Origin of the sequence: Nonomuraea glycinis (assembly GCF_014646515.1) — a bacterium.
Taxonomy (GTDB): domain Bacteria; phylum Actinomycetota; class Actinomycetes; order Streptosporangiales; family Streptosporangiaceae; genus Nonomuraea; species Nonomuraea glycinis.
This window is the reverse complement of the sequence record NZ_BMNK01000029.1, coordinates 1-20,235: the sequence shown is the minus strand read 5'-3', so window position 1 is coordinate 20,235 and position 20,235 is coordinate 1. Positions and strand designations below refer to the sequence as shown.

Here is a 20,235-nt window from a genome sequence, read left to right as displayed (position 1 = left end):
CCCCGGACGCGGGCCTAGGCCTGTTGCGGTACGTGGCGCGGTCAGCCGGAAGGAGAATCGGTGGGCCAGCCAGCGGGCACCTGGGTGGAATGGGCCTCCGACGGCTCGTCGACGGGCCCGTCGTCCGGCTGGGGGGTCATCGTCGCGGCCGTCGACGGCTCGTCGACGGGCTCGTCAGGCAAGACCCGCCGCCTGGCCTCCGACGGCTCGTCGACGGGCCCGTCATCCGGCTGGGGGGTCGCCGTCACAGCCGGCGGCGGCGTGGACTCGGCGGGAACCGGCTCCTGTACGCAACTGCCGTCGCCGTCGACATCGCTGAGCTCCGGCAGCTTGTCCACGACCGTGACGCTGAGCTCGGCGGTGTGCGCGACGAGGCTCCCCACGGGCGCGCCGGCCGCCTTCGCGTCCAGGACCGTGCCCCGCTCGCCCAGCAGCGTGCGGGTCTCCGGGTCGAAGATGAGCTGGTGGAGCGTTCCGCTCATCGGCCGCCCGAGCGCGACGCCCGAGCGCCCGGCCGAGTCCTGGACCCCCTGGGCCTCCTCGACCCCGGGGATGGCCTTGATCGCCTCGAACACCGCCTCCCGCTGCGCCTTGGGCAGGTACGTCTCCCTGACCAGCTCACCCGCCGCGTCGAAGGCCATCTCGTCCGCGTTGCGATCGCCCGGATCATCCTGGTAGAACCGCTCCCGCATCCGCTTGGGGTCGGCGGGCAGCGCGCTCAGGTAGGAGTAGTCGTCCCGCCGGCCGGGACAGGACGCGACCCATGACCGGAAGGGCGGCTCCGCCCGGCGCGCGTCCGCCGGCAGTTCCTCCCCCGGCCACGGCTTCGGCTCCAGGCCGTCGATCAGCAGCAGCCCGGGGGCCCGCCCGTCGACCGACTGGTAGATCTTCCGGTGCGTCCGGTACAGATGACGGGTCGGCTCCCCGTCCGCCCTTCCGGCGGTCGCGCCGTACATGGTGTCGGACTCGATGAGGATGAACTGGCCCGGCTTGGGGTGGAGTTCGGGGAAGTACTGCGCCGCGGTGCGGTTGACCGTACCGGCGGTCGAGGTTCCTTCCGGTCCGCCGCCCTGGCCCGCCAGGGCCACCGCCACGCCGCCGACGAGGGTGACGGTCACCCCGAAGGCGGCCACGGCCTGCCAGCCCAGCCGGGGAAGGCGAAACCCGCGGTGGGCCTCGCGCAACAGCCGCTCCCGCGCCTGCGCGCGGGCTTCCGGCCGGTACGGCGGCACGGCGGGGCGGCCGTCCACGAAGTCCTTGAACTCGTCATCCATCCTGGGGCTCCTCTGCGAAGGGGTGGTTACCGCCGAGTGCCCTGCGCACTTTCACGCGGAGCCTGTGCAGTCGGGACCGCACTGTGCCGACCGGCACGCCGAGGGCGATCGCCGCCTCCTCGTAGGTGAGGTCGGTCCAGGCCACGAGCAGCAGCAGGTCCCGCTCGGCCGCGTTGAGCCGGGTCAGCGCCCGGGCCAGCCTGGGCTGGAGTTGCTCGGCGGTGACCCGTTCCACGCTGCGCTCGTCGAACGAGCCCGGCCGCTCCGCGCCGGCCATCCTGGCCATCGCGTGGTTGCGCCGCCGTTCGGTCCTGCGGTGCTGGGCGACGACCTTGGTGGCGATGCCGTACAACCAGGGCCTGGCGTCGGGCCAGGTCCGGTCGTAGCGGGCACGGCGCCGGAAGGCGACCAGGAACACCTCACCGGTGACGTCCTCGGCGGTCTCCGGGCCGAGGCGTCTGGCGGCGTAGCGGTGGATCTCGTCGGCGTGCCGGTCGAACAGCGCGGCGAAGCTCTCCGGATCGTCCAACGAACGCCCGATGAGCGTTGAGTCGTCCGTATCGGACACTTCGTGAACAGCCACCACGTCGTCGGTCCTCTCTCATGCGGTCACCCTGTTCTTGACCGCACGGCAGGATCCGGTTCCGACTATTTCACTCCAGTTTCACCGAGCCGACTTCGCGGATGTCGTCGCCGGTGGAGTCGTACCAGGTGGCCTCCGCGCCGGGGAAGGTGAGCATCGCGACCGCGTTCTGGAACCACGGGCCCTTGATCACCCGCCATCTGAACGGCGGCTTCGGCAGCTTGGCCGAGCGCGCCAGCAGCCCGCCGATCAGCGTGGCGACGCCGAACTGGGTCAGCACGTTGGCCCAGCGCAGCGTCCGGCTGAGCGGGTTGCGGATCGGCGAGCAGACGATCTGGTAGACCGGCCCGGTGCGGGCCTTGGAGACGTAGGAGTAGTGCACGTCGCCGGACAGGATCAGCACCGGCTTGCCCAGCCCGATCAGCATCCTGGACAGCTCCTCGAACGAGCGCCTGAAGGCCGCCCAGTGCTCCAGGTCCACGGCCTGCCTGAGCTTCTCCGACAGTCGCGCCACCGGGCGGCCCCACGCGCCGTCGCAGAGCGCCTCGTTCCAGTTCTGCACCCCGTGCACACCCTCGGGCAGCAGGAACGGGATCGACGAGCCGATGATCAGCCTGTCCGCGGGCTTGGCGACCTCCGCTTCGAGCCAAGCCCACTCCAGCGGGTCGAGCATCCGGCGGTCGCCCGGCGTGAGCTGCCTGGCGCACCTGGTGTCGATCATGATGAGCCGGCTGTGGCCGAGGTCGCGGGAGTAACTCCACCGGTTGCTGCTCGTGTCGGCGTCGGCCCGCGCCGCGAAGGCGTCGAGAGCGTCGGCGCCGTCGCCGCCGCCGTCCAGCAACGCGCGCAGCAACGGCTCCTCCGCCCGCTCGGCCGGCGAGAGGTTGCCGAGGTGCTGGTAGATCCAGTACGCGCCGAGTCCGGCGACCACCCGGCGCTGCCACCAGCTCGTCTCGGCCATCTGCTCGCGCCAGGTCATGGACGTGTTCCAGTCGTCGCGCAGGTCGTGATCGTCGAAGATCATCGCCGTGGGGACGGTGGAGAGCAGCCAGCGGATGTCGGGGTCGGTCCACGCCTGCCGGTAGAGCTCGGCGTACTCCTCGAAGTCGGCGATCTCGTTCTTCGGCTCGCTGTCGCGCCGGGCGTGGATGAACTTCAGCATCTCGGGCGAGGGGTTGTCGGCGTAGACCTGGTCGCCGAGGAGCAGCAGGAGATCCGGCCCCAGCTCGTCGTCGCCCTGCGACAGATGGCAGCCGAGGGAGCGCAGCATGTCGTACCCGTGGATGATCTCGTGCGGTGTGTCGTGCGGCGCGCTGGTCCGGCAGGACCCGAACGCGATCCGGCCCGGCCCCTCCGGGGGGACCAGCCGGATCCGGCTGGGTGGCCGCCCTTCGAGCGGCCACACCTCCTCGCCGTCCAGCCGCACGGCATAGGGGGTCGCATCCTGGGAAAGGTCTGTGATGTCGACGATCGCATAGTGGTGACCGTGGACGGTAAAGGTAGGCGACTTGTACGGCCTGCCGTCGGCCTCCACGGTGACCTCGCAGGGCTCTTCGGTCTCCACAAAGATCGAGGCGCTGGCAGAATCCACATAGCGCAACATCGGCCCGATCACCAGTGCGGGCATTACACCCCCCGGTTTGACAGTTCGGCACCCATGGGGCCACAAGCTTGCCAGAGTGTCGCGTTCAGGACACCTAGATCGGTGGCTTGACTTCCAATGACCGCATATCGCCTCATCAACGGCAAGAGCCCCCTAGGCAACACCAACACCCCGTTCTAGTCTGATCACGACAAGTACGCCCAAATGGGTCTTAGGCAAAGGCGCCTTACCCAAATATAGGGCGTCCATTACAGGAGGACCTCTTCATGAGCGTCATGGTGCCGTCAACGACGCCGGCCCAGATCACACCCGGCCGCCAGGCCCTGGACTCCACTCTCCACCAACTCGGCCAGGCGGCCGACCATCTCGGACTCGGCGACGGGCTCCGCACGATGCTCAGCACGCCCCGCCGCTCGCTGACCGTCTCGGTCCCGGTCCGCCGCGAGGACGGCCGCATGGACATCGTCCAGGGCTACCGGGTCCAGCACAACGTCTCACGCGGCCCCGCCAAGGGCGGCCTGCGGTTTCATCCCGGCACCGACATCCACGAAGTGACCGCGCTGGCCATGTGGATGACGTGGAAGTGCGCCCTGGCCGACATCCCGTACGGCGGCGCCAAAGGCGGCGTGGCCGTGGATCCGCTCACGCTCGACAGCCGCGAGCTGGAACGGCTGACCCGCCGCTACGTCAACGAGATCCTGCCGATGATGGGCCCGGACAACGACATCCCGGCCCCGGACGTCGGCACCGACGAACAGACCATGGCCTGGATCATGGACGCCTACAGCTCCAAGGCCGGCCACACGCTGCCCAGCAAGCCGGTGCCGCCGGGCGGCTCGCCCGGCCAGGCCGGCGCGACCTCGCGCGGCGTCCAGATCGCGGCCCTGGCCGCGCTGGGCCGCTCGCCGGACGGCGTGACGGTGGCGGTGCAGGGCTTCGGCAAGGTCGGCGCGCTCACCGCCCAGTACCTCGCCGACGCCGGCTGCAAGGTCGTCGCCGTCTCCGACGCCTCGGGCGGCGTGTACGCGCCCGCCGGGCTCGACCTCGCCGGCCTGCGCGCCTGGGTGGCCGAGTCGGGCCACGTCCTCGGTTACCGGCACGCCGACGCCCTCGGCCGCGACGAGCTGTTCGAGCTGAACGTCGACGTGCTGGTGCCGGCGGCTCTCGAAAGCGCGATCACCGAGGCGAACGCGCCGCACGTGCGCGCCCGCCTCGTCGTGGAGGCCGCCAACGGCCCCACCACGCCCGAGGCGGACGAGATCCTCACGGCCAACGGCACGACCGTCGTGCCCGACATCCTGGCCAACGCCGGCGGCGTGATCGTGTCCTACCTGGAGTGGGTGCAGATCATGCAGGCCGCCTCCTGGAGCGAGGAGCAGGCCGAGCAGCGCATGCGGCACCTGATGGAGAGCACCTACGCCGAGGTCGCCGCACTGGCCGCACGGCGCGGCCTGACGCTGCGCCAGGCGGCTCACGTCATCGCCGTCGGCCGCGTCGCGGAAGCCCACCAGACGCGCGCCCTCTGCTCGTAACCGAAAACGGGCCCGCCCACCGGCACCCGCAACCGAACGACGGGCCCGCCGGTCCCGCTGTCCCGCGGGACAGCGCGGCGGGCCCGCCCGACCTGTCACTCGCGGGCCCGCCGTGCCGGTGCGGTGGGCCCGCCCGCTCTACCCAGGTTGAGTAAACACTGATGTCGCAGGTCAAAGGGGTGATCGTTCCCTGCTAGAAATGGGTAGGTGTTCAGGTTGGTGCTCGTTCTGGCCCTGCTCGACCCGACCGCCGTCACGGAGGTCTCGCATCGCAACATCCCGTCGGACAAGGTGCTCACCCCGGACGGCGACCGGCTCGGCTACGCCCCCGTGTCCCGCCCCTTCACCGGCGCGCGGCGGCTGACCGGGGTGCTGGTCGGGCGCGACCCGGTCACCGGCACGCATCTGATGTGCGGCGGCACGGTGCTCGGCTCACGCAGCCGCAGCCTGGTGCTGACGGCCGCGCACTGCCTCTACCACGAGGGCAGGCTGCTGCGGCAGCTCGCCTTCCTGCCGGCCTACGACCGGGGCAGCCCGCCGCTGGGCGTCTGGCCGGCCGTGCGGACGTGGGCGCCGGCTCGCTGGCGCGGCCGGTCGTACTCCGCCGAGTTGTTGCCGTACGACGTGGGGCTGGTCGGGGTGGCGACCGCGGCGCGGCGGTCGCTGGAGGACGTGACAGGGCCGGGCCTGCGCCCGCTGGCCACCGGTAAGGGCACCGCGCTGCGGGGGCTGGAACTGCTCGGTTATCCCAAGGGCAAGCAGTATCCGGGCACCCGGATGTATCGCTGTGTGGGCGACGCGGTGGAGGGCACCGTGCGCGGCCCGGGGGTGCTCGTCACCCGTAACTGCCACGCCGCGGCGGGCGGCAGCGGCGGCCCGGCCGTCTACGGTCAGGAGGTGGCGGGGGTGGTCTCCTCCTCCAGCCCGTTGAAGGACGCCAAGGGCTTCACCGTGGTCACCCGGCTCGGCGGCAAGTCCTTCACCCGGATGTACCACGAGGCCGACCGGGCCATGCGGCTCAGGCAGGCGAGCTCGCCCTGACGATCTCCTCGCAGATGGCGTGGCTGACCAGCGCGTCGTCGGCGCCGATCAGGCGGCCGTCGCGGACCGCGGCGAGGAACTCCAGGCAGATCTGCTCGATGCCGCGCTGCCGGGCGACCGGCACCCAGTCGGGGCGCCGGGTGACGACCTCGCCGCCGGCGTAGTCGATCACATCGCCCAGGTTGACCACGCGGCGCTTGACGCCCCCGCCCATGACCTCGCAGCTCTCCTCGCTCGCCCCGCTCGCCCGGTTCATCACGCCGATGGCGGTGAAGCCGTCACCGGACAACTCCAGCACGATGTGCTCCAGCAGCCCGTCGCCGGTGCGGGTGCGGAACCGGGTGCCGGTGACCGGTCCCGGCGCCAGGAACCTGAGCGTGTCCACCACGTGGATGAAGTCGTCGAACACCACCCGGCGGGCGACGTCGGGGTTCTCCCGGCGGTTCTTCTCCATGAGCACGAGGTGGCGGGGCAGCCGGGCGAGCTCCGCGTAGCCGGGGGCGTGGCGGCGGTTGAAGCCGACCATCAGTGATCTGCGCTCCTCGCGGGCCATCCGCGCCAGTCGCTCGCAGTCCGCCAGGTTGTCGGCGATCGGCTTGTCGACGTAGACGTGCACGCCGGCGCTGAGCAGCGCCTCGACGATCTCGGGGTGAGCCACCGTGGCGGCGTGCACGAACGCCGCGTCCAGGTCGGCCTTGATCACCTCGGCCACGGACGTGGCACGGCCGGCCACCCGGTAGCTCTCGCCGAGCCGGTCCAGCGTGGCGCCGTCCCGGGTGCACAGGTGCAGGTCGATGCCTGGCTGGGCGGCCAGCACGGGGAGGTAGGCCTTCTCCGCGATGTCGCCCAGGCCGATCATGCCGATCCTCATGCGCCGAGCGTAGCCTTCAGCGCCGCGTCCATGGGCGTGGGCGCCACACCGAAGGTCCGCTGGAAGGCGGAGGAGTCGAGCACGTACGGCGCGACGAACTGATAGCGGACGTGCCTGAGCTCGCCGATCATGGGCGAGACCAGGCCCATGGCCCGCACGAGCGGCCAGGGCAGGGTCCGCATCGTCGGCGCCGGAAGGCCGAGCAGCTCGGCCATCCGGTCGCCGATCTGACGGAAGGTCATCGGCGCGTCGGTGGGCACGTGCCACGGCCGGCCCCAGGCGCGTTCGTCGCCGCCCGCGACCATCAGCGCCTCCGCCACGTCAGGCAGGTACGTCCAGCTGTGCGGGATGTCGGCGGGCCAGACGAGCGAGATGGTCTTGCCCGCCCTGAGCGCGGGCAGGAACCGCTCCCCCAGGTGGGACTGGTCGGTGGCGCCGGGGCCGAAGTAGTCGGAGCCGCGCACTCCGGTCACCCGGATCCGGCCCGCCCGGTGCGCGGCCAGGGCGTCGGTCCACATCTTCGCCCGGACCTGCGACTTGGGGTTGGTGGACGCCAGCGGCAGGTCCTCGGTCATCGGGCCGGTGACGGGACCGTACCCGTAGAGGCCGTCGAGGATGGCCAGCACCGCGCCGGACGCCTCGGCGGCGGCCAGGAAGGAGGCGGCCATCGGCGGCCAGTCGGTGAGCCAGCGGTGATACTGCGGGTTCACGCAGTTGTAGAGGACGTCCGCGCCCTTGCTGACCTCGATCAGCCGGGCCTGGTCGGCCACGTCGGCGGCCACCTTGACGGTGCCGTCCGGGCCGCGGCCCGAGCGGCTCACCACGGTGACGTCGTGTCCCCGGGCGAGGAGCTTGGTGGCCAGGTGCGTGCCGACCTGGCCGGAGCCCACCACGATGTGCTTGCCCATGATCAGACCTGCTTCCAGACGATGCGGAGAACCGCGTTGAGGATGAAGAGGGCGGCGAAGACGGCGGAGGCGAGCACCCCGAGCTCCAGCAGGAACATCAGGGCCAGATTGGCCCCCTTTGCCAGAGTGAGCATCGTTTCCTCCAGAGACCGTCGTTCTCGTACAAGAGCAATGCTCTCTCATGAGAGCAACAGTCGTCAAGAGCGGTGCTCTCGTTTTCTCGCACCGCTCTGGTAGCGTGCAGGACATGACAGCTAGCCGCACCGCGAGAGAACGCGTCAGAGCCGAGCTCACCAGGGAGATCACCGACATCGCGCGCCGGCACCTCGCCACCGAGGGCGCGGGCGGGCTGTCGCTGCGCGCGGTGGCGCGCGAGATGGGCATGGTGTCGTCGGCGATCTACCGCTATTTCCCCAGCCGCGATGACCTGCTCACCACGCTGATCATCGACGGCTACAACGCGCTGGGCGAGGCGGTCGAGCAGGCCGACGCCGCCTGTCCCGGCGACGACCACGCCGGCCGCTGGGTGGCCATCTGCCACGGCGTGCGGGACTGGGCGCTGGCGCATCCGCACGAGTACGCGCTGCTCTTCGGCTCGCCGGTACCCGGTTACGAGGCGCCCGAGGACACCATCCCGCCCCGGCTGCGCGACGTGATCGTCATGGGGCGGCTGGTCTCACAGGCCTACGCGGCCGGCGCGCTCGACCCGCCCGCCCTGGCCGGCCCTCCCCCGCAGGCGCTGCACGCCGACGCGGAGAACCTGCGGACCGTCATGCCGGGCGTCTCGGACGACCTGGCCCTGCGGGCGTTCTCGGCGTGGACCGCGCTGTACGGCTGGGTCAGCTTCGAGCTGTTCGGTCAGCTGGAGAAGACCATTTTCGATCGGCGTACGGCCTTCGAGCGCTCCATGCGCATCATGGGCGCGACGCTGGGCCTGCGCTGACCAGCAGCGGGACCATGACCTCGTCGACCACGTCCACGATGAGCCGGTCGGGGATGGGCGGGCCGTGGAAGAGGAAATACTGCCTGATCAGCGCCTGACCGCTGTCCAGGCGGCGCGGCGTGACGGCGGCCGGGTCGATCTCACCGCGCTCGACGGCGCGCCGGGCGATCTCGGCCATCAACTTCCGGCTGGCGCCCTGGGAGTTCTCCCGGAAGGTCCGGGCGACGGACTCGTCCCGCAGCACCTCGCTGAGCAGCCCGCGCATCGCCTCACCCGCCGGCCCCGCCAGCGCCGCCGACGACCGCCGCAGCACCGCGAGCAGGTCCTCGCGCAGGCTGCCGGTGTCGGGCACGGAGACCAGGTCGGGCAGCGTGTGATAGACGGCCGCCATGACCAGCGCGATGCGGGTGGGCCAGCGGCGATAGAGCGACGCCTTGCTCGCCCTGGCCCGTTCGGCGACCCGCTCCATGGTGAGCTGGGCATATCCGCCCTCGGCGAGCTCGTCCAGGGTCGCCTGGAAGATGGCGGAGTTGAGCGCCTCGCCACGGCGCCGGGGAAGCTTGCGGTGGTCGGTGACCATGGCAGGAATCCTACGGAGCCGCCGTGACCCGTCCGGCATCGCCGTCCACGGTCACCATCTGGCCATCGGTCAGTGTGGCGGTCGCCTCGCCGGTGCCCATCACCGCGGGGATGCCGTACTCCCTGGCCACGATCGCCGCGTGCGAGGCGCTGCCGCCCGCGTCGACCACCACGGCGGCCGCCCGCTGGAACAGCGGCGTCCACGACGGATTGGTGTACGGGCAGACGAGCACGTCGCCGCCGCCGAGCTTGCCGAACTCCGACGGGTCGCGGACGATCCGCACCGGCCCCGTCGCGATGCCCGCGCTGGCGGGCGCGCCCACGACGAGGGCGTCACCCAGCTCCTTGACGGGGAAGACGGACCTGGGGTCGATGAGCCGCACGCCCGCGAGCTCCTCACGCTTGGCTGCCCTGGCGGTCACCAGCGCGCGCAGGTGCGCCCCGGCGTCGCTGTCCGCGAGCCGTTCCAGCTCCTCCAGCCGCAGGTGGAAGACGTCCTCCGGGGCGTCGAGCGTCCCCGCGTCCCGCAGTCGGCGGCCCATCTCCAGCAGCGACCCGCGCAGGACCGGCAGCGGCATCGTGAAGTAGAAGTGGCTGTCCTCCCGGAAGGCGACGCCGGCGCGGGCCGCCCGCACCCAGCGCGTCACCCTTTCTTCGCTACGGCGCAGGAGCGGGTGCGCGAGCAGCTTGTCGAGCGCCTCGTCGCCGGGGGTGGCGGGCGTGGGGGGCTTGGCCGCCAGCAGTCTGACCAGGTCGAGCACCGTCTCCGGGGCGTCCGCCCAGGTGGGCGGGGTGACCAGCAGCGGGGTGGCGGTCTCGCGGTGGCCGTACTCGGCCAGGAACGCCTTGAGCTTCGCCTTGAAGGTGACGCCGTCGAGTGAGCCGGTGCGCCTGGCCTCCTCGGCCAGCTCCTCCAGGGCCTCGTTGGCGTCCGCGGTGCGGGTGCGCCCGCCGGCGATCAGGCCGCTGAACAGGGCGCCCCGGCCGAGCAGCTTGACCACCAGCAGCAGTCGCAGCAGCGCCCGGCCGGTGCCGGGCAGATAGTCGATGCGCAGGTCCGCCACCGGCTGTACCGTGTCCAGCGCCCTCCTGGGCACCCGGAGCAGCTCCGGCCAGGGCAGCGCGGGCAGGTCGAGGGCGGTCAGCTCGCGATTTGTCTCCAGGAACGTGTGCATGCGCGGGTCGTCCAGCCACCGGGCCGGGTCGTACCGCCTGGCCTTGGCCGCGAGGCGGAACGGGGTGGTCAGCACGCGCGGGGTGGGATGCGGGGTCGGCGGCACCAGCCGGTAGACGACCCCGTCCTGCTCCTCCAGGAAGCTGTCGAACGCCCCGTGCACGCCGAAGTAGCCCGTTACCTTTCTCATCAACCCCGCCGGGCCGTACGGCAGCCAGGTCGACATGTCGATCGGGTAGGGCCGGACGGGGACGTACTCGATCAGGATCGAGCCGAGCCTGCGCTGGATCGGGTTGAGCCGCTTGAGCGGCGGTGGCGGGAGCGCGGTCATCGGCCGGGCCTGGACCAGGCTCACCTCGCCGCCCGCGTAGGTCCACTCGATGTCCTGCGGACGGCCGAAGTGGGCGGCGACCTCGGTGCCGAGCCTGGCCAGCTCACGCAGGACCTGATCGGGCAGCCGCTCGGCGGGGGCACCGGTCTCGTCGTGGATGACGCCGCCGCCCGCCGTACTCCGGATGACCACCTCGCGGCGGCCGGGCGTGTACGCGGTGACCTCGCCGGAGGGTTCGAGCACGTAGTGGTCGGGGGTGACGAGGCCGGAGACGACGGCCTCGCCCAGTCCGCTGCTGGCGTCGACCACGAGCTGGCCGCGATGCCCCGTGACGGGGTTCGCGGTGAACATCACGCCCGCGCTCTCCGCCTCCACCATCCGCTGCACGACCACGGCGATGCGCACGGCGGCGTGGTCGATCGCGAGCCGGTCGCGGTAGGCGACGGCACGGTCCGTCCACAGCGAGGCCCAGCATCGGCGTACCGCGTCGATGAGCGCGTCCTCGCCGACGACGTTGAGGTAGGTGTCCTGCTGGCCGGCGAACGCCGCGCCCGGCAGGTCCTCGGCGGTGGCGCTGGAACGCACCGCCACCGGCGCGCCGCCTGCACCGAGCTCGGCGTACGCTCTGATGATCTCCCGGCGCAGCTCGTCGGGCACCGCGGCCCGCTGGACGCTGTCGCGGGTGCTCAGCCCGGCCGCGACCTGCGCGTAGGCGTCGGTGGTGACGACGAAGCCGTCCGGCACGGGAAAGCCGTGGCCGATCAGCTCCCCCAGGTTAGCCCCCTTTCCGCCCGCCAGGGCGAGGTCGCCACGGCCGAAGGACCGCAGGGGTGCGACGAGTTTCATGATTTCTCCTCGGCATACGCGGTGGTGCGAAGGGGACGCGCCGGCAGCGCCAGCGCGAGCAGGAAAGCCACCCCGAGCAGCGGCGCCATCGCCGCGAACACGGGCAGCGCGGCCTCGGCGAAGGCGGCGGGCAGCTGACTTCCGGTGGTTCTCCAGGTGATGAGGGCCCCCACCAGGGCCACCCCGGCGGACGCGCCGATCTGGCGCAGGAACGTCACCGACGAGGTGGCAGTGCCCAGATCGGCATATTCCACGGAGTTCTGCGCGGCCAGGACCATGACCTGCATGACCAGCCCGACCCCGAGCCCGACGAGCAGCAGTACCCCGGCGAGCGTGGCCGCCTGGCCGGCCGCTGCCGGCAGCAGCGCCAACCCCACCCCCGCCAGCGCCGTCCCGGCCACCGGGTAACCCCGGTAGCGGCCGGTCCGGCTGATCAGCCGGCCGGAGACGATCGTGGTGGTCAGCACGCCGCCCATCAGCGCGGTCACCAGCAGCCCCGCCTGGGTGGCCGACGAGCCGAGCGCGATCTGCAGGTAGGCGGGGATGTAGGAGATGGTCCCGAACAGCGCGAACCCGATGAGCAGACTGATCAGCACCGGTACGGCGAACGCCCGGTCCCTGAACAGCCGCAGCGGCAGGATCGGATCGGTCGCCAGCCGCGCGCTCACCAGCCACGCCGCCACCCCCACCAGCGCCACGGCCAGGAACACCGGCTCGCGGGTCTGCCCCAGCATGACCACCCCCACCACGGCGACGGCCAGCGTGACCGCCCCCGCGACGTCGATCGGCGCCCGGGAGACCGGCTTGGGCAGCTTGAGTGTGGCGGTCAGCACGGCGAACGCCAGCAGCCCGAGCGGCGGATAGATGGCGAAGATCCACCGCCAGCCCACGCTGTCGATGAAGAACCCACCGACCAGCGGCCCGCCCACCGCGGCCACCACGTACGCCGCCCCGATCAGCCCCAGGTAGCGGCCACGCTCGCGGGGGCTGACGATCTCCCCGATGATGGCCTGCGCCCCGATCATCAACCCGCCCCCGCCGACGCCCTGGATCGCCCGGAAGGCGATGAACTGCGTCATCGAGGTGGCCACCGAGCAGAGCACCGCGCCGACGACGAACACCACGATCGCCACCTGCATGAGCGGCTTTCGGCCGAACCGGTCGCCGAGTTTGCCGTACAGGGGCATGACGACGGTCGCGGCGACCAGGTAGGCGGTGATGACGGCGGGCATCTGGTCGAGCCCGCCGAGACTGCCCGCCACGGCGGGGAGGGCGGGAGTCATGATCGTCTGATCGAGGGCGCCCAGCAGCATGGCGAGCACCAACCCTGACAGCACAAGCCCCACGGCGACCACTCCTTAGAGAACGAGTCGTTCTCTAACCAGAGTAGACGCCACCCTTAAGAAACGCAACGTTCACTAACCGGCGCGGATCTCCAGCCTCCAAGACACCTATGCCCCGCCCTCGGGTACGAGAGCGGGGCATCACCATGGCGACCTGGGCGGGAGCTCTCGGAGCTCACCAGCGGATGCGACCACGACCGGCGAAGGGCAGCCCGGGGATCACGTAGGAACGGACTCTCCCGGACCCGCGATCACCACTTCTTGGAGCAGACCTTGATGGTGCGGGTCGCGGATTTCTTAATCTTGATGGACTTGCTCTTCGAGGCGATCCGGCCGTTCGAGAGACGCTTGATCTTGTAGACGCCGGGCCGACCCCGGAAGTAGTACGTGCCGATGTCGTCGCGGGCGCTGGCCGCGACACCCGGACCCTGGACGGTGACCGTCACCGGACCCACACGCTTACAACTGAAGACCAACTTGACCCGTGCGTACGACGGTGCAGCCGCAGCCGCGGCGGGTGCGGACCCAAGGGCGGTCATGACGAGGCCCGTCGCGAGCGCACCCGCAAGGACAGAACGCCGATCAATACGAAACACAATGATCCTTTCATGGCGAACCGGGCCGCCCTAGCTTCGGCCCTTGTACGCAAAGCGTGCATTGAGGTGTTTTTCTCAGGTTCGCGGCCGTCGCATGCAGGTATGGCGTCCTGGGCGACAAAGACCAAGGAGGCGGCCCCGGAATCATGCAGGCCCGGATTCTCCCGGACCCGCGATCACCACTTCAGGGAGCAGACGTTGATGGTGCGAGTCGAGAACTTCTTGATCGCGATGGACCTGCTCCTCGGTGCGATCCGGCCGTTCGCAAGGCGCTTGATCTTGTAGACGCCGGGCCGGCCCCGGAAGTAGCTCGTGCCCGTGTTGCGGCGAGCGCTGGCCGCGACGCCCGGACCCTGGACGGTGACCGACACCGGGCCCACGTGCGTACACCTGAAGACCAGCTTGACGAGCGCATACGGCGGCGTCGCCGCGGCCGAGGCGGGCGTGAACCCGATGGCGGCCAGGGCGACGCCCATCGCGAGCGCGCTCACCAGGGCAGAACGCCGAACAATACGAAACATGATGATCCTTTCATGGAGACCCGGCCAACCCTGGCCACGCCTCCCGTACGCAAAACGTGCTTCAGAAAGTGGGATGTTTCTCGCGGCCTGTGGATGACGCAGCGCCACGTCGGCGCGACAGCCGGGATCTGGACGCGATTCAACAGGTCACCGGCCCCACCAAGCCCTCAACGAGACCTGCTCGCCAAGCTCGGCATCCCCACTCCAAAGAGACCCTCAGCCTCCAGCCCGCACTCCGCTGAACAGCCGAGACTTCACCACCCAGACAAACGCCCTCCAGGTAGCCAGGCCCCGCTGAGCGATCCTTGCACGCGCCGGTAGCACCGTGGAATACGCCGGGAATATGCCTGGTCACCCGGCTTTGCTTGGCTGAACGGGTACAGCGTCCCCACCTGGTGACACTGCGGACCTTGGAGGCCGCCTTGGCGAGCAGCCCGCCTTCGGCGTGCGCGCCGACCATCCGGACCAGACGATCATCGGGGACGAGAACTTCAACGGTCGCGAGTTCGAGCAAGGCGTAACCGTACGTCAGCTGAACCTGCTGCGCCCGGTCCGCAAGGGCGAGCCCGAACGGACCGGAGCACGTCTATTCAAAACGCTGCACCGGACTGTCGAATCGATGAATCAAACCTTCAAAAGCCAGCTTGACCTGGTACACCACGGCGGTCGCACTCAAGCTGACGTCATCATTCGCGTGCCTGCGCTAACCACTGCCATTTGGCACGACAAGAAGACCGGCCAGCCAATCAAGCGATCGCTCACTGCTTACGATCACTAACCGTAGCCAGATCCATTGGACTAATCAATCAAGCGGAGGGCGTCTTTCCCGTTACTGAAATGGCTGACCGAGATGGACGCCACTCCAGCGCCGGAGACCACGCCGGATCCGGGTGATCCGGACACGACACCACCATCCGTGCTGGGTACGCTCCCCGCTCCCGCTGAAGTCGAGGTGGACGGTCGTACCGAGGTGCGCGTGTCCTTCTCGGAGCCCGTGACGAATGCGCAGGTCAGTCTTAGAGACGCGGCTGGCCAGGCCATCACCGGAACCGCGACCATGGACGCCTCCGACACAGTGCTCGTCTTCCGGCCCGGTTCTCAGCTGCCGGTGGGTGAATTCGCTGCTGATGTCAGCGACGCCAGGGATGCTGCGGGAAACGTCATGACCGCGCCGTACTCCTGGCGTTTCACGACCACCACCACCGTCCCCGATCCTGATCCCGTGCCAGGGCTGGTGGCTGCGTACGGCATGGACGAGGGCGCGGGCACCAGCGTGGCCGACTCTTCGGGGCAGAACAACACCGGCGCAGGCAGAAGCGCCAGTTGGGTGGACGGCAAGTATGGTAAGGCGCTGTCGTTCAACGGTTCTTCCAGCTGGGTCACTGTCGAGGATGCCGCGTCGTTGCGCCTGACGACGGGGATGACGGTCTCGGCCTGGGTCAACCCGGCCACGGTGGCTGACTGGCGTAGCTTGGTCACCAAGGAGCTGGCGGTCGAAGGGGCTTCCTACAGCCTGTATGCGGCCAACGGAGGCGCGGTCCCGTCCGGCTGGGTGCAACCCGATCCGGCGGACTCGTCAACCGTCGATGGCCTGACGCCGTTGCCGGTGGGCACGTGGAGCCACCTGGCGCTCACCTATGACGGCGCCGCCCTGCGGCTGCTCATCAACGGCCAGCAGGTCGACGAGACGGCCATGAGCGACAGCCTCTACGACGACGGCAGCCCGCTGCGGATCGGCGGCAACGGCGTCTGGGGTGAGTACTTCGAGGGCCTGATCGACGAGGTGCGCATCTACAACCGCGCTCTGACCGCACAGCAGATCCAGGCCGACATGAACACCCCCGTCGGCTCCACCATCCCGGGACCCGACCCCACGCCCACCCCGACCCCCACACCGGACCCCACACCGAATCCAGTGCCGGGGCTGGTGGCCGCCTACGGCATGGAAGAGGGCACGGGCACCATCGTCGGAGACTCCTCCGGACAGAACAACACCGGAGCGGCCACCGACACCACCTGGACGACGGCTGGCAAGCACGGCAAAGCCCTGACATTTAACGGTGACTCCAGCTGGGTCACCGTCCCACACGCCCCCTCACTGCGCTTGACCACCGCACTGACACTCTCAGCGTGGGTACGGCCCTCAACGACAGACGCTCTCTGGCACCCCGTGCTCATGAAAGAGAACGACAGAGACGGATTCTACGGCCTGTACTCCTCCATCGGGGAAGGCCCAGCGGGTTGGTTGGAGACTGCCGACGATGAGGGCGGGCCCGCATACTGGGATTCGCTGCCGTCCAATCAGTGGAGCCATCTAGCGCTCACCTACGACGGCAGCAACGCAACCCTGTACGTCAACGGCACCGAGGTCGACCAGGAGCCGCTCACCGGCGAACTCATCGACGACGGCGGCGACCTGCGCATCGGCGGCCACGCCACCTGGCGCGAGTACTTCGAGGGCCTGATCGACGAGGTACGCATCTACAACATCGTCCAGACCGCAGCCCAGATCCAGGCCGACATGAACACCCCGATCGGGGCCGCGCCCGCAGCGGCGGCGCCGACGGCGCGGCTCAACGCCGCGACCACACCCGCGATCGACAAGCTGACGGTCAGCGCCGACGCGCCGGCCGGCACAACCCCCGTCCTGACGGCATGGCTCACCGGCGACTCCACCACCGGCGGCACCGTCGAAATCGCGCTGTCCCACAGACCCGCCAAGCAGCAGGAGCGAGCCAAGACACAGATCTGGACAGGGAAAGCCGGCGTCAAGGCTGACTCGTCCAAGGCGACGGTGACTCTCCCGGAAGGCCTGCTGAAGCAGGGGCAAGAAGTGAGATGGCGGGCCCGGTCCGTCGCCGACGGCGTTACCGGCCCATGGACGAGTTGGGCCGGCCTCACCGTCAAGGATCCAAAGCCCGAGAAGGCAACTCGGAACCCGGGGACATCATCGTCCGGCGTGACCGAACAGCCGAAGTCGGCGCTTGCCGCGAGCACGTTCCCGTACGAGCGTATGGACCACGACGAATGTCAGAACCTCCTCAAAGGCACACGGCAACGATGGGAGGTGCAAAGCGGCCTGCCCGCGCGGACCTTCCGCCACAAGAACTCCTTCAACACATGCTTCGCCATGTGGATCGGCGAGCGAAACGAGGACGACGAGGTAGATCGGTTACCGGTCCCGCTTCTGGACGATGACTCCGGGGTCATGTGGATGGCCCGGCTCACGATCGTGTTCCACACCTACGTTGGAACAAAGAACAGCTTCTCACCCAGAGAGAAGCTTGCGACCAGCCTGGTCAGTGACAGTCGGGAGATCAGCGCGTGGATTCGTGTTGATGCTTGGCATGTCTTCGATGCGAACTGGTCGAACAGCCGAAAGTTCTCGATCAAGCTCGGGGAAGCCGGCTTTCCCGGATGCACCAGCATCTATAAAGCCAGGGACGGGCAGAAGAAGTCCGCCTTGAACGGCATCTCCGACACCGTGGCGGACTGGCGGCGCTTTTCCGATGACCGGGAGATCGTCCTGGCCAGCCAGCAGAGTTCACATCCGGACAGGGAGGGCACGTGCACGGTCGACCCGCACGTCATTTATCAGAACAACCCGGAGGGCGGGGACCAGATACAGTGGGCGCACCCCGAGTTCAAGAGCAAGAATCATGCGGTCACGTTCACATGTGATAGCTCAGCCGCCATAAAGATCTACACAGGAGGGTGCATATCCAATTCCGTCCGCCCAGTGTTCGTCCTCGACTCGAATGACGCCAAGGTGGCCGAGAGCGCCTATCACTGGGCATTGGCGATGTATTCCCCTAATGCCACTTACCCCCCGAGCAACGCGCCGAAGAAGATACCTGGAGCCATCGACTGGGGAGATAAGGGCTGCACGACGAGAACGACCGGGTGCCTTCACCGGACTACCACGGAGTCCGTGATAGACGACAACCGCAACAAACATGCGGTTCCCGCCTGCAGAAAATACAAGCCCAACTACAAAAAGCCGGACAGTTGCGACGAATTTCCCTTCGCCAGCACCTTAGAAGGAGCCGCGAACACGACATACGACTTCTCCGTGCAGATCATCAAGCTCAAGGACAACTGTGCGTCCGGATCAAGGACGAAGTGGTTCTACCTCCGGCACAGGATCCGGCACAACACATCGTACTGGGTTGATGTGATCATGCCCGGGCAAGCGACCCCGGTAAGCGGCGCCCTCGGCACTGTCGTACGCGATCCTCTTCCCGACGAAGAGTCGATCGTGTGCGTCGAGGACGAGCTCGAATAGTCGAAAGACCGGGGTGGGTAGGGTCCTTCCTACCCACCCCCTCACTTTGAAGGACTCAAGATCATCATGTCGGGCCTCATCAGCGTTTATGCCGGCGCCTCCGGTTGGCTGCCGGACGGAATGTCGATCACCTGGATCAAGGGCAGGCAGTTCGACGAGGTGGTGCGCGAGCTTGGCGGCGATCCCGCCTGGGTGCATCCTGCGACATTCGACGAAGTGAGCGGACTTGCCTCGGACCTGATAGACGGCCCGGACCAAGCCGTGCTCCTGGCGGCTCGGCACGGCGAATGGACCGTGCTCCTGGAGGAGTTCTGCGGGTACGGCCACGAGAAGGTCGTGCGCCTGTCCGGGAGTGGAGCGGCGCTGGGGCTGCAGTGGACCATCAACAGGGCCGCCTCCGTCAAGTACGCCGAATCCGGACAACTGGTCGCCTGGTTCGATCCAGCCGATCTTGACACGGTGAGCCCTTCATCGGGACGAGCATGGCTCGAATCCTTACCCGTGACGCCGGACCAATGGCATGAGCACTGGCAGTCAACGGCGCTCGCCCTGGGTGAGGAGCTCTCGGGGATTCGCCTCGACCAAGACTGGATGACGCGACAACATCTGTGCGTCGTCATCGGATCCGGCCCCCTGGTCGTGCCAGAACCTGAGGACTTCCAGGTTGAAGAGTGGATGATTCCTTCTCTCCAGGGAGACACACGACTCAGAGACCTCGCTTCCACTCCGACCGGAGAGCGCAAGCACGAAATCATCGCGTTCGCCGTGGAGATCGCGCTCACGTATGTGCAACCTGCTCACCCCTACGAGCACGAGGCCATAAGCCTCATCACACAGCACGCCCGCAACGCCACCACGGAGCGAGTGCGAACTGAACTCCAGAGGCCCAGGGACGAACTCCGTCAAGAACTTGAGGCCATAGCGCAAACCTGGCCGGATCCTGCCGATGGCTACTCCGAATACCTGGAGCACACAAAAGACCCAGTTTATCGAGCCAAGGCGGCCAGGGCGATATTTCTCGACATAGTGCAACATGCCCTGAATACCGACCTCGGAGAAGCTGCACAATTGACACCGGACCGCCTGAATGGCCTGCCATTAAGCATTGAGGATCAAATCAAATCAAGGCTTCTCTACCGCCTTGGCTACTATATGAAGTACGGCAGAAACGCCTAGCCTCGATCTTTCTCGAGCTTGATGTGGTCGGCTGATGGTTTCGGCTGAGATTGATTTTCCACTGTGCTCAGCGTTGATGGCCGGCTGTCGCGCCGGGTGGGCGGGGTTCCACGGGCCCGCAGGTGTCCTTCCTGGTCGTGGGACGGGTGGGTGTGTGGGTCAGATGGGCGCTGGCAGAGCGTGCAGGCGGGTCAGGGCGGTGATGATCTGCTTGGCCCAGGGCCAGTGTGTGGGGATCCGCATGCGGATCTTGCGCCCTCCGCGCACCAGTCGGCCGCGACGGCGAGCAGGCGCAGGCGTAGTCGTTTGGGCTCGTAGCGGCGGGCGTCGGTGCCGTGCAGGGCGAGTAGTTGCATCCAGGCGAGTAGTTCGCAGGCCAGGGCGACGATCTCGAGCCAGATCTGGTTCTGGGTGAAGTCGTGCAAGGGGAGGTTGCGCAGGCCGGTGTCCTTGGCGGCGCGGATGCGGTCTTCGGCGCGGGCGCGGCGGCGGTGGCGTAGTTCCAGGTCGGCGAGCTGGCCGCCGGGGGTGCCGGTGACGAAGCAGGTGAAGCGGTGTCTGTCGAGGTGAGGTGCCACGGTGATTCCGGACAGCCGTCTTATGGGCGTAGCCTATGCGGCTGCTTGGGA

Annotated in this window: 16 protein-coding genes and 2 pseudogenes; 6 read left to right on the top strand and 12 right to left on the bottom strand. The window is 68.7% G+C overall.

The features are described 5' to 3' along the window. Positions 1-41: 41 nt before the first annotated feature. The 3 genes from IEY87_RS44400 to IEY87_RS44390 all read right to left on the bottom strand — a co-directional run bounded on the left by IEY87_RS44400 (position 42) and on the right by IEY87_RS44390 (position 3,484). Complete coding sequence (locus IEY87_RS44400) at positions 42-1,274, bottom strand: CU044_5270 family protein (RefSeq protein ID WP_189144939.1); 1,233 nt, start codon at positions 1,272-1,274, stop codon at positions 42-44. After that, entirely contained in the window at positions 1,267-1,803 is a 537-nt protein-coding gene (locus IEY87_RS44395) for an RNA polymerase sigma factor (protein ID WP_229699467.1), read from the bottom strand. The genes IEY87_RS44400 and IEY87_RS44395 overlap by 8 nt, the downstream gene beginning before the upstream one ends. Positions 1,804-1,927: 124 nt before the next feature. Then, entirely contained in the window at positions 1,928-3,484 is a 1,557-nt protein-coding gene (locus IEY87_RS44390; protein WP_189144937.1) for an alkaline phosphatase D family protein, read from the bottom strand. A 242-nt stretch (positions 3,485-3,726) separates the two neighbouring features. Between IEY87_RS44390 and IEY87_RS44385 the strand changes: the two genes are divergently transcribed. Together IEY87_RS44385 and IEY87_RS44380 are read left to right on the top strand one after the other, a co-directional pair. Next, positions 3,727-4,992 carry a Glu/Leu/Phe/Val family dehydrogenase gene (locus IEY87_RS44385; RefSeq protein ID WP_189144936.1) on the top strand — a complete coding sequence of 422 codons (1,266 nt, stop codon included), beginning with the start codon at positions 3,727-3,729 and terminating at the stop codon, positions 4,990-4,992. Between the two features lie 207 nt (positions 4,993-5,199). Further along, positions 5,200-6,033 (top strand): trypsin-like serine peptidase, encoded by an 834-nt coding sequence (locus IEY87_RS44380; protein WP_189144935.1) that lies wholly within the window; start codon positions 5,200-5,202, stop codon positions 6,031-6,033. Here IEY87_RS44380 and IEY87_RS44375 read toward each other — a convergent pair. From IEY87_RS44375 to IEY87_RS46920, 3 genes are read right to left on the bottom strand one after another with little or no spacing between them, the layout of a single operon-like run. Continuing rightward, positions 6,011-6,904, bottom strand: coding sequence for a Gfo/Idh/MocA family protein (locus IEY87_RS44375; RefSeq protein WP_189144934.1), 894 nt, complete (start codon positions 6,902-6,904; stop codon positions 6,011-6,013). The two genes, IEY87_RS44380 and IEY87_RS44375, sit on opposite strands and share 23 nt — an antisense overlap. Next, positions 6,901-7,812: an NAD-dependent epimerase/dehydratase family protein gene (locus IEY87_RS44370; RefSeq protein WP_189144933.1), complete on the bottom strand. Its 912-nt coding sequence runs from the start codon at positions 7,810-7,812 to the stop codon at positions 6,901-6,903. Before IEY87_RS44370 ends, IEY87_RS44375 begins: the two co-directional genes overlap by 4 nt. A 2-nt stretch (positions 7,813-7,814) precedes the next feature. Beyond that, the gene (locus IEY87_RS46920) at positions 7,815-7,946 is read right to left on the bottom strand and encodes a hypothetical protein (protein ID WP_263653359.1); all 132 of its coding nucleotides are present in this window, start codon (positions 7,944-7,946) and stop codon (positions 7,815-7,817) included. Between the two features lie 113 nt (positions 7,947-8,059). Here IEY87_RS46920 and IEY87_RS44365 point away from each other — a divergent pair, with 113 nt between their 5' ends. Beyond that, on the top strand, positions 8,060-8,755 hold the full coding sequence (locus IEY87_RS44365) for a TetR/AcrR family transcriptional regulator (protein ID WP_189144932.1): 696 nt from the start codon (positions 8,060-8,062) through the stop codon (positions 8,753-8,755). Here the strand turns inward: IEY87_RS44365 and IEY87_RS44360 are convergent. From IEY87_RS44360 to IEY87_RS44340, 5 genes are all read right to left on the bottom strand, one after another. After that, positions 8,727-9,335 carry a TetR/AcrR family transcriptional regulator gene (locus IEY87_RS44360; protein WP_189144931.1) on the bottom strand — a complete coding sequence of 203 codons (609 nt, stop codon included), beginning with the start codon at positions 9,333-9,335 and terminating at the stop codon, positions 8,727-8,729. The two genes, IEY87_RS44365 and IEY87_RS44360, sit on opposite strands and share 29 nt — an antisense overlap. 10 nt (positions 9,336-9,345) lie before the next feature. Further along, entirely contained in the window at positions 9,346-11,685 is a 2,340-nt protein-coding gene (locus tag IEY87_RS44355) for a PEP/pyruvate-binding domain-containing protein (protein ID WP_189144930.1), read from the bottom strand. Then, the gene (locus tag IEY87_RS44350; protein WP_225278271.1) at positions 11,682-13,031 is read right to left on the bottom strand and encodes an MFS transporter; all 1,350 of its coding nucleotides are present in this window, start codon (positions 13,029-13,031) and stop codon (positions 11,682-11,684) included. The genes IEY87_RS44355 and IEY87_RS44350 overlap by 4 nt, the downstream gene beginning before the upstream one ends. 248 nt (positions 13,032-13,279) lie before the next feature. Further along, positions 13,280-13,474, bottom strand: coding sequence for a hypothetical protein (locus IEY87_RS44345; RefSeq protein ID WP_189144929.1), 195 nt, complete (start codon positions 13,472-13,474; stop codon positions 13,280-13,282). Positions 13,475-13,800: 326 nt separating this feature from the next. Then, positions 13,801-14,145 carry a hypothetical protein gene (locus tag IEY87_RS44340; protein WP_189144928.1) on the bottom strand — a complete coding sequence of 115 codons (345 nt, stop codon included), beginning with the start codon at positions 14,143-14,145 and terminating at the stop codon, positions 13,801-13,803. 445 nt (positions 14,146-14,590) lie between these two features. Between IEY87_RS44340 and IEY87_RS44335 the strand changes: the two are divergent. The 3 genes and pseudogenes from IEY87_RS44335 to IEY87_RS44325 form a co-directional block, all read left to right on the top strand. After that, positions 14,591-14,923, top strand: a pseudogene (locus IEY87_RS44335) (IS982 family transposase); the annotation flags it as partial. A 72-nt stretch (positions 14,924-14,995) separates the two neighbouring features. Continuing rightward, positions 14,996-18,430 (top strand): LamG-like jellyroll fold domain-containing protein, encoded by a 3,435-nt coding sequence (locus IEY87_RS44330; RefSeq protein WP_189144926.1) that lies wholly within the window; start codon positions 14,996-14,998, stop codon positions 18,428-18,430. 66 nt (positions 18,431-18,496) lie between these two features. Continuing rightward, positions 18,497-19,606, top strand: coding sequence for a DUF6461 domain-containing protein (locus IEY87_RS44325; RefSeq protein WP_189144925.1), 1,110 nt, complete (start codon positions 18,497-18,499; stop codon positions 19,604-19,606). Between the two features lie 159 nt (positions 19,607-19,765). Here IEY87_RS44325 and IEY87_RS44320 read toward each other — a convergent pair. After that, a pseudogene (locus IEY87_RS44320) lies at positions 19,766-20,169 on the bottom strand (transposase); the annotation flags it as partial. Positions 20,170-20,235: the final 66 nt, after the last annotated feature.

Coding starts and splice junctions, on each gene's coding strand:
- IEY87_RS44400 (WP_189144939.1), bottom strand. CDS start 1,274: ATGGATGACGAGTTCAAGGACTTCGTGGACGGCCGCCCCGCCGTGCCG.
- IEY87_RS44390 (WP_189144937.1), bottom strand. CDS start 3,484: ATGCCCGCACTGGTGATCGGGCCGATGTTGCGCTATGTGGATTCTGCC.
- IEY87_RS44385 (WP_189144936.1), top strand. CDS start 3,727: ATGAGCGTCATGGTGCCGTCAACGACGCCGGCCCAGATCACACCCGGC.
- IEY87_RS44375 (WP_189144934.1), bottom strand. CDS start 6,904: ATGAGGATCGGCATGATCGGCCTGGGCGACATCGCGGAGAAGGCCTAC.
- IEY87_RS44370 (WP_189144933.1), bottom strand. CDS start 7,812: ATGGGCAAGCACATCGTGGTGGGCTCCGGCCAGGTCGGCACGCACCTG.
- IEY87_RS46920 (WP_263653359.1), bottom strand. CDS start 7,946: ATGCTCACTCTGGCAAAGGGGGCCAATCTGGCCCTGATGTTCCTGCTG.
- IEY87_RS44365 (WP_189144932.1), top strand. CDS start 8,060: ATGACAGCTAGCCGCACCGCGAGAGAACGCGTCAGAGCCGAGCTCACC.
- IEY87_RS44360 (WP_189144931.1), bottom strand. CDS start 9,335: ATGGTCACCGACCACCGCAAGCTTCCCCGGCGCCGTGGCGAGGCGCTC.
- IEY87_RS44355 (WP_189144930.1), bottom strand. CDS start 11,685: ATGAAACTCGTCGCACCCCTGCGGTCCTTCGGCCGTGGCGACCTCGCC.
- IEY87_RS44340 (WP_189144928.1), bottom strand. CDS start 14,145: ATGTTTCGTATTGTTCGGCGTTCTGCCCTGGTGAGCGCGCTCGCGATG.
- IEY87_RS44330 (WP_189144926.1), top strand. CDS start 14,996: ATGGACGCCACTCCAGCGCCGGAGACCACGCCGGATCCGGGTGATCCG.
- IEY87_RS44325 (WP_189144925.1), top strand. CDS start 18,497: ATGTCGGGCCTCATCAGCGTTTATGCCGGCGCCTCCGGTTGGCTGCCG.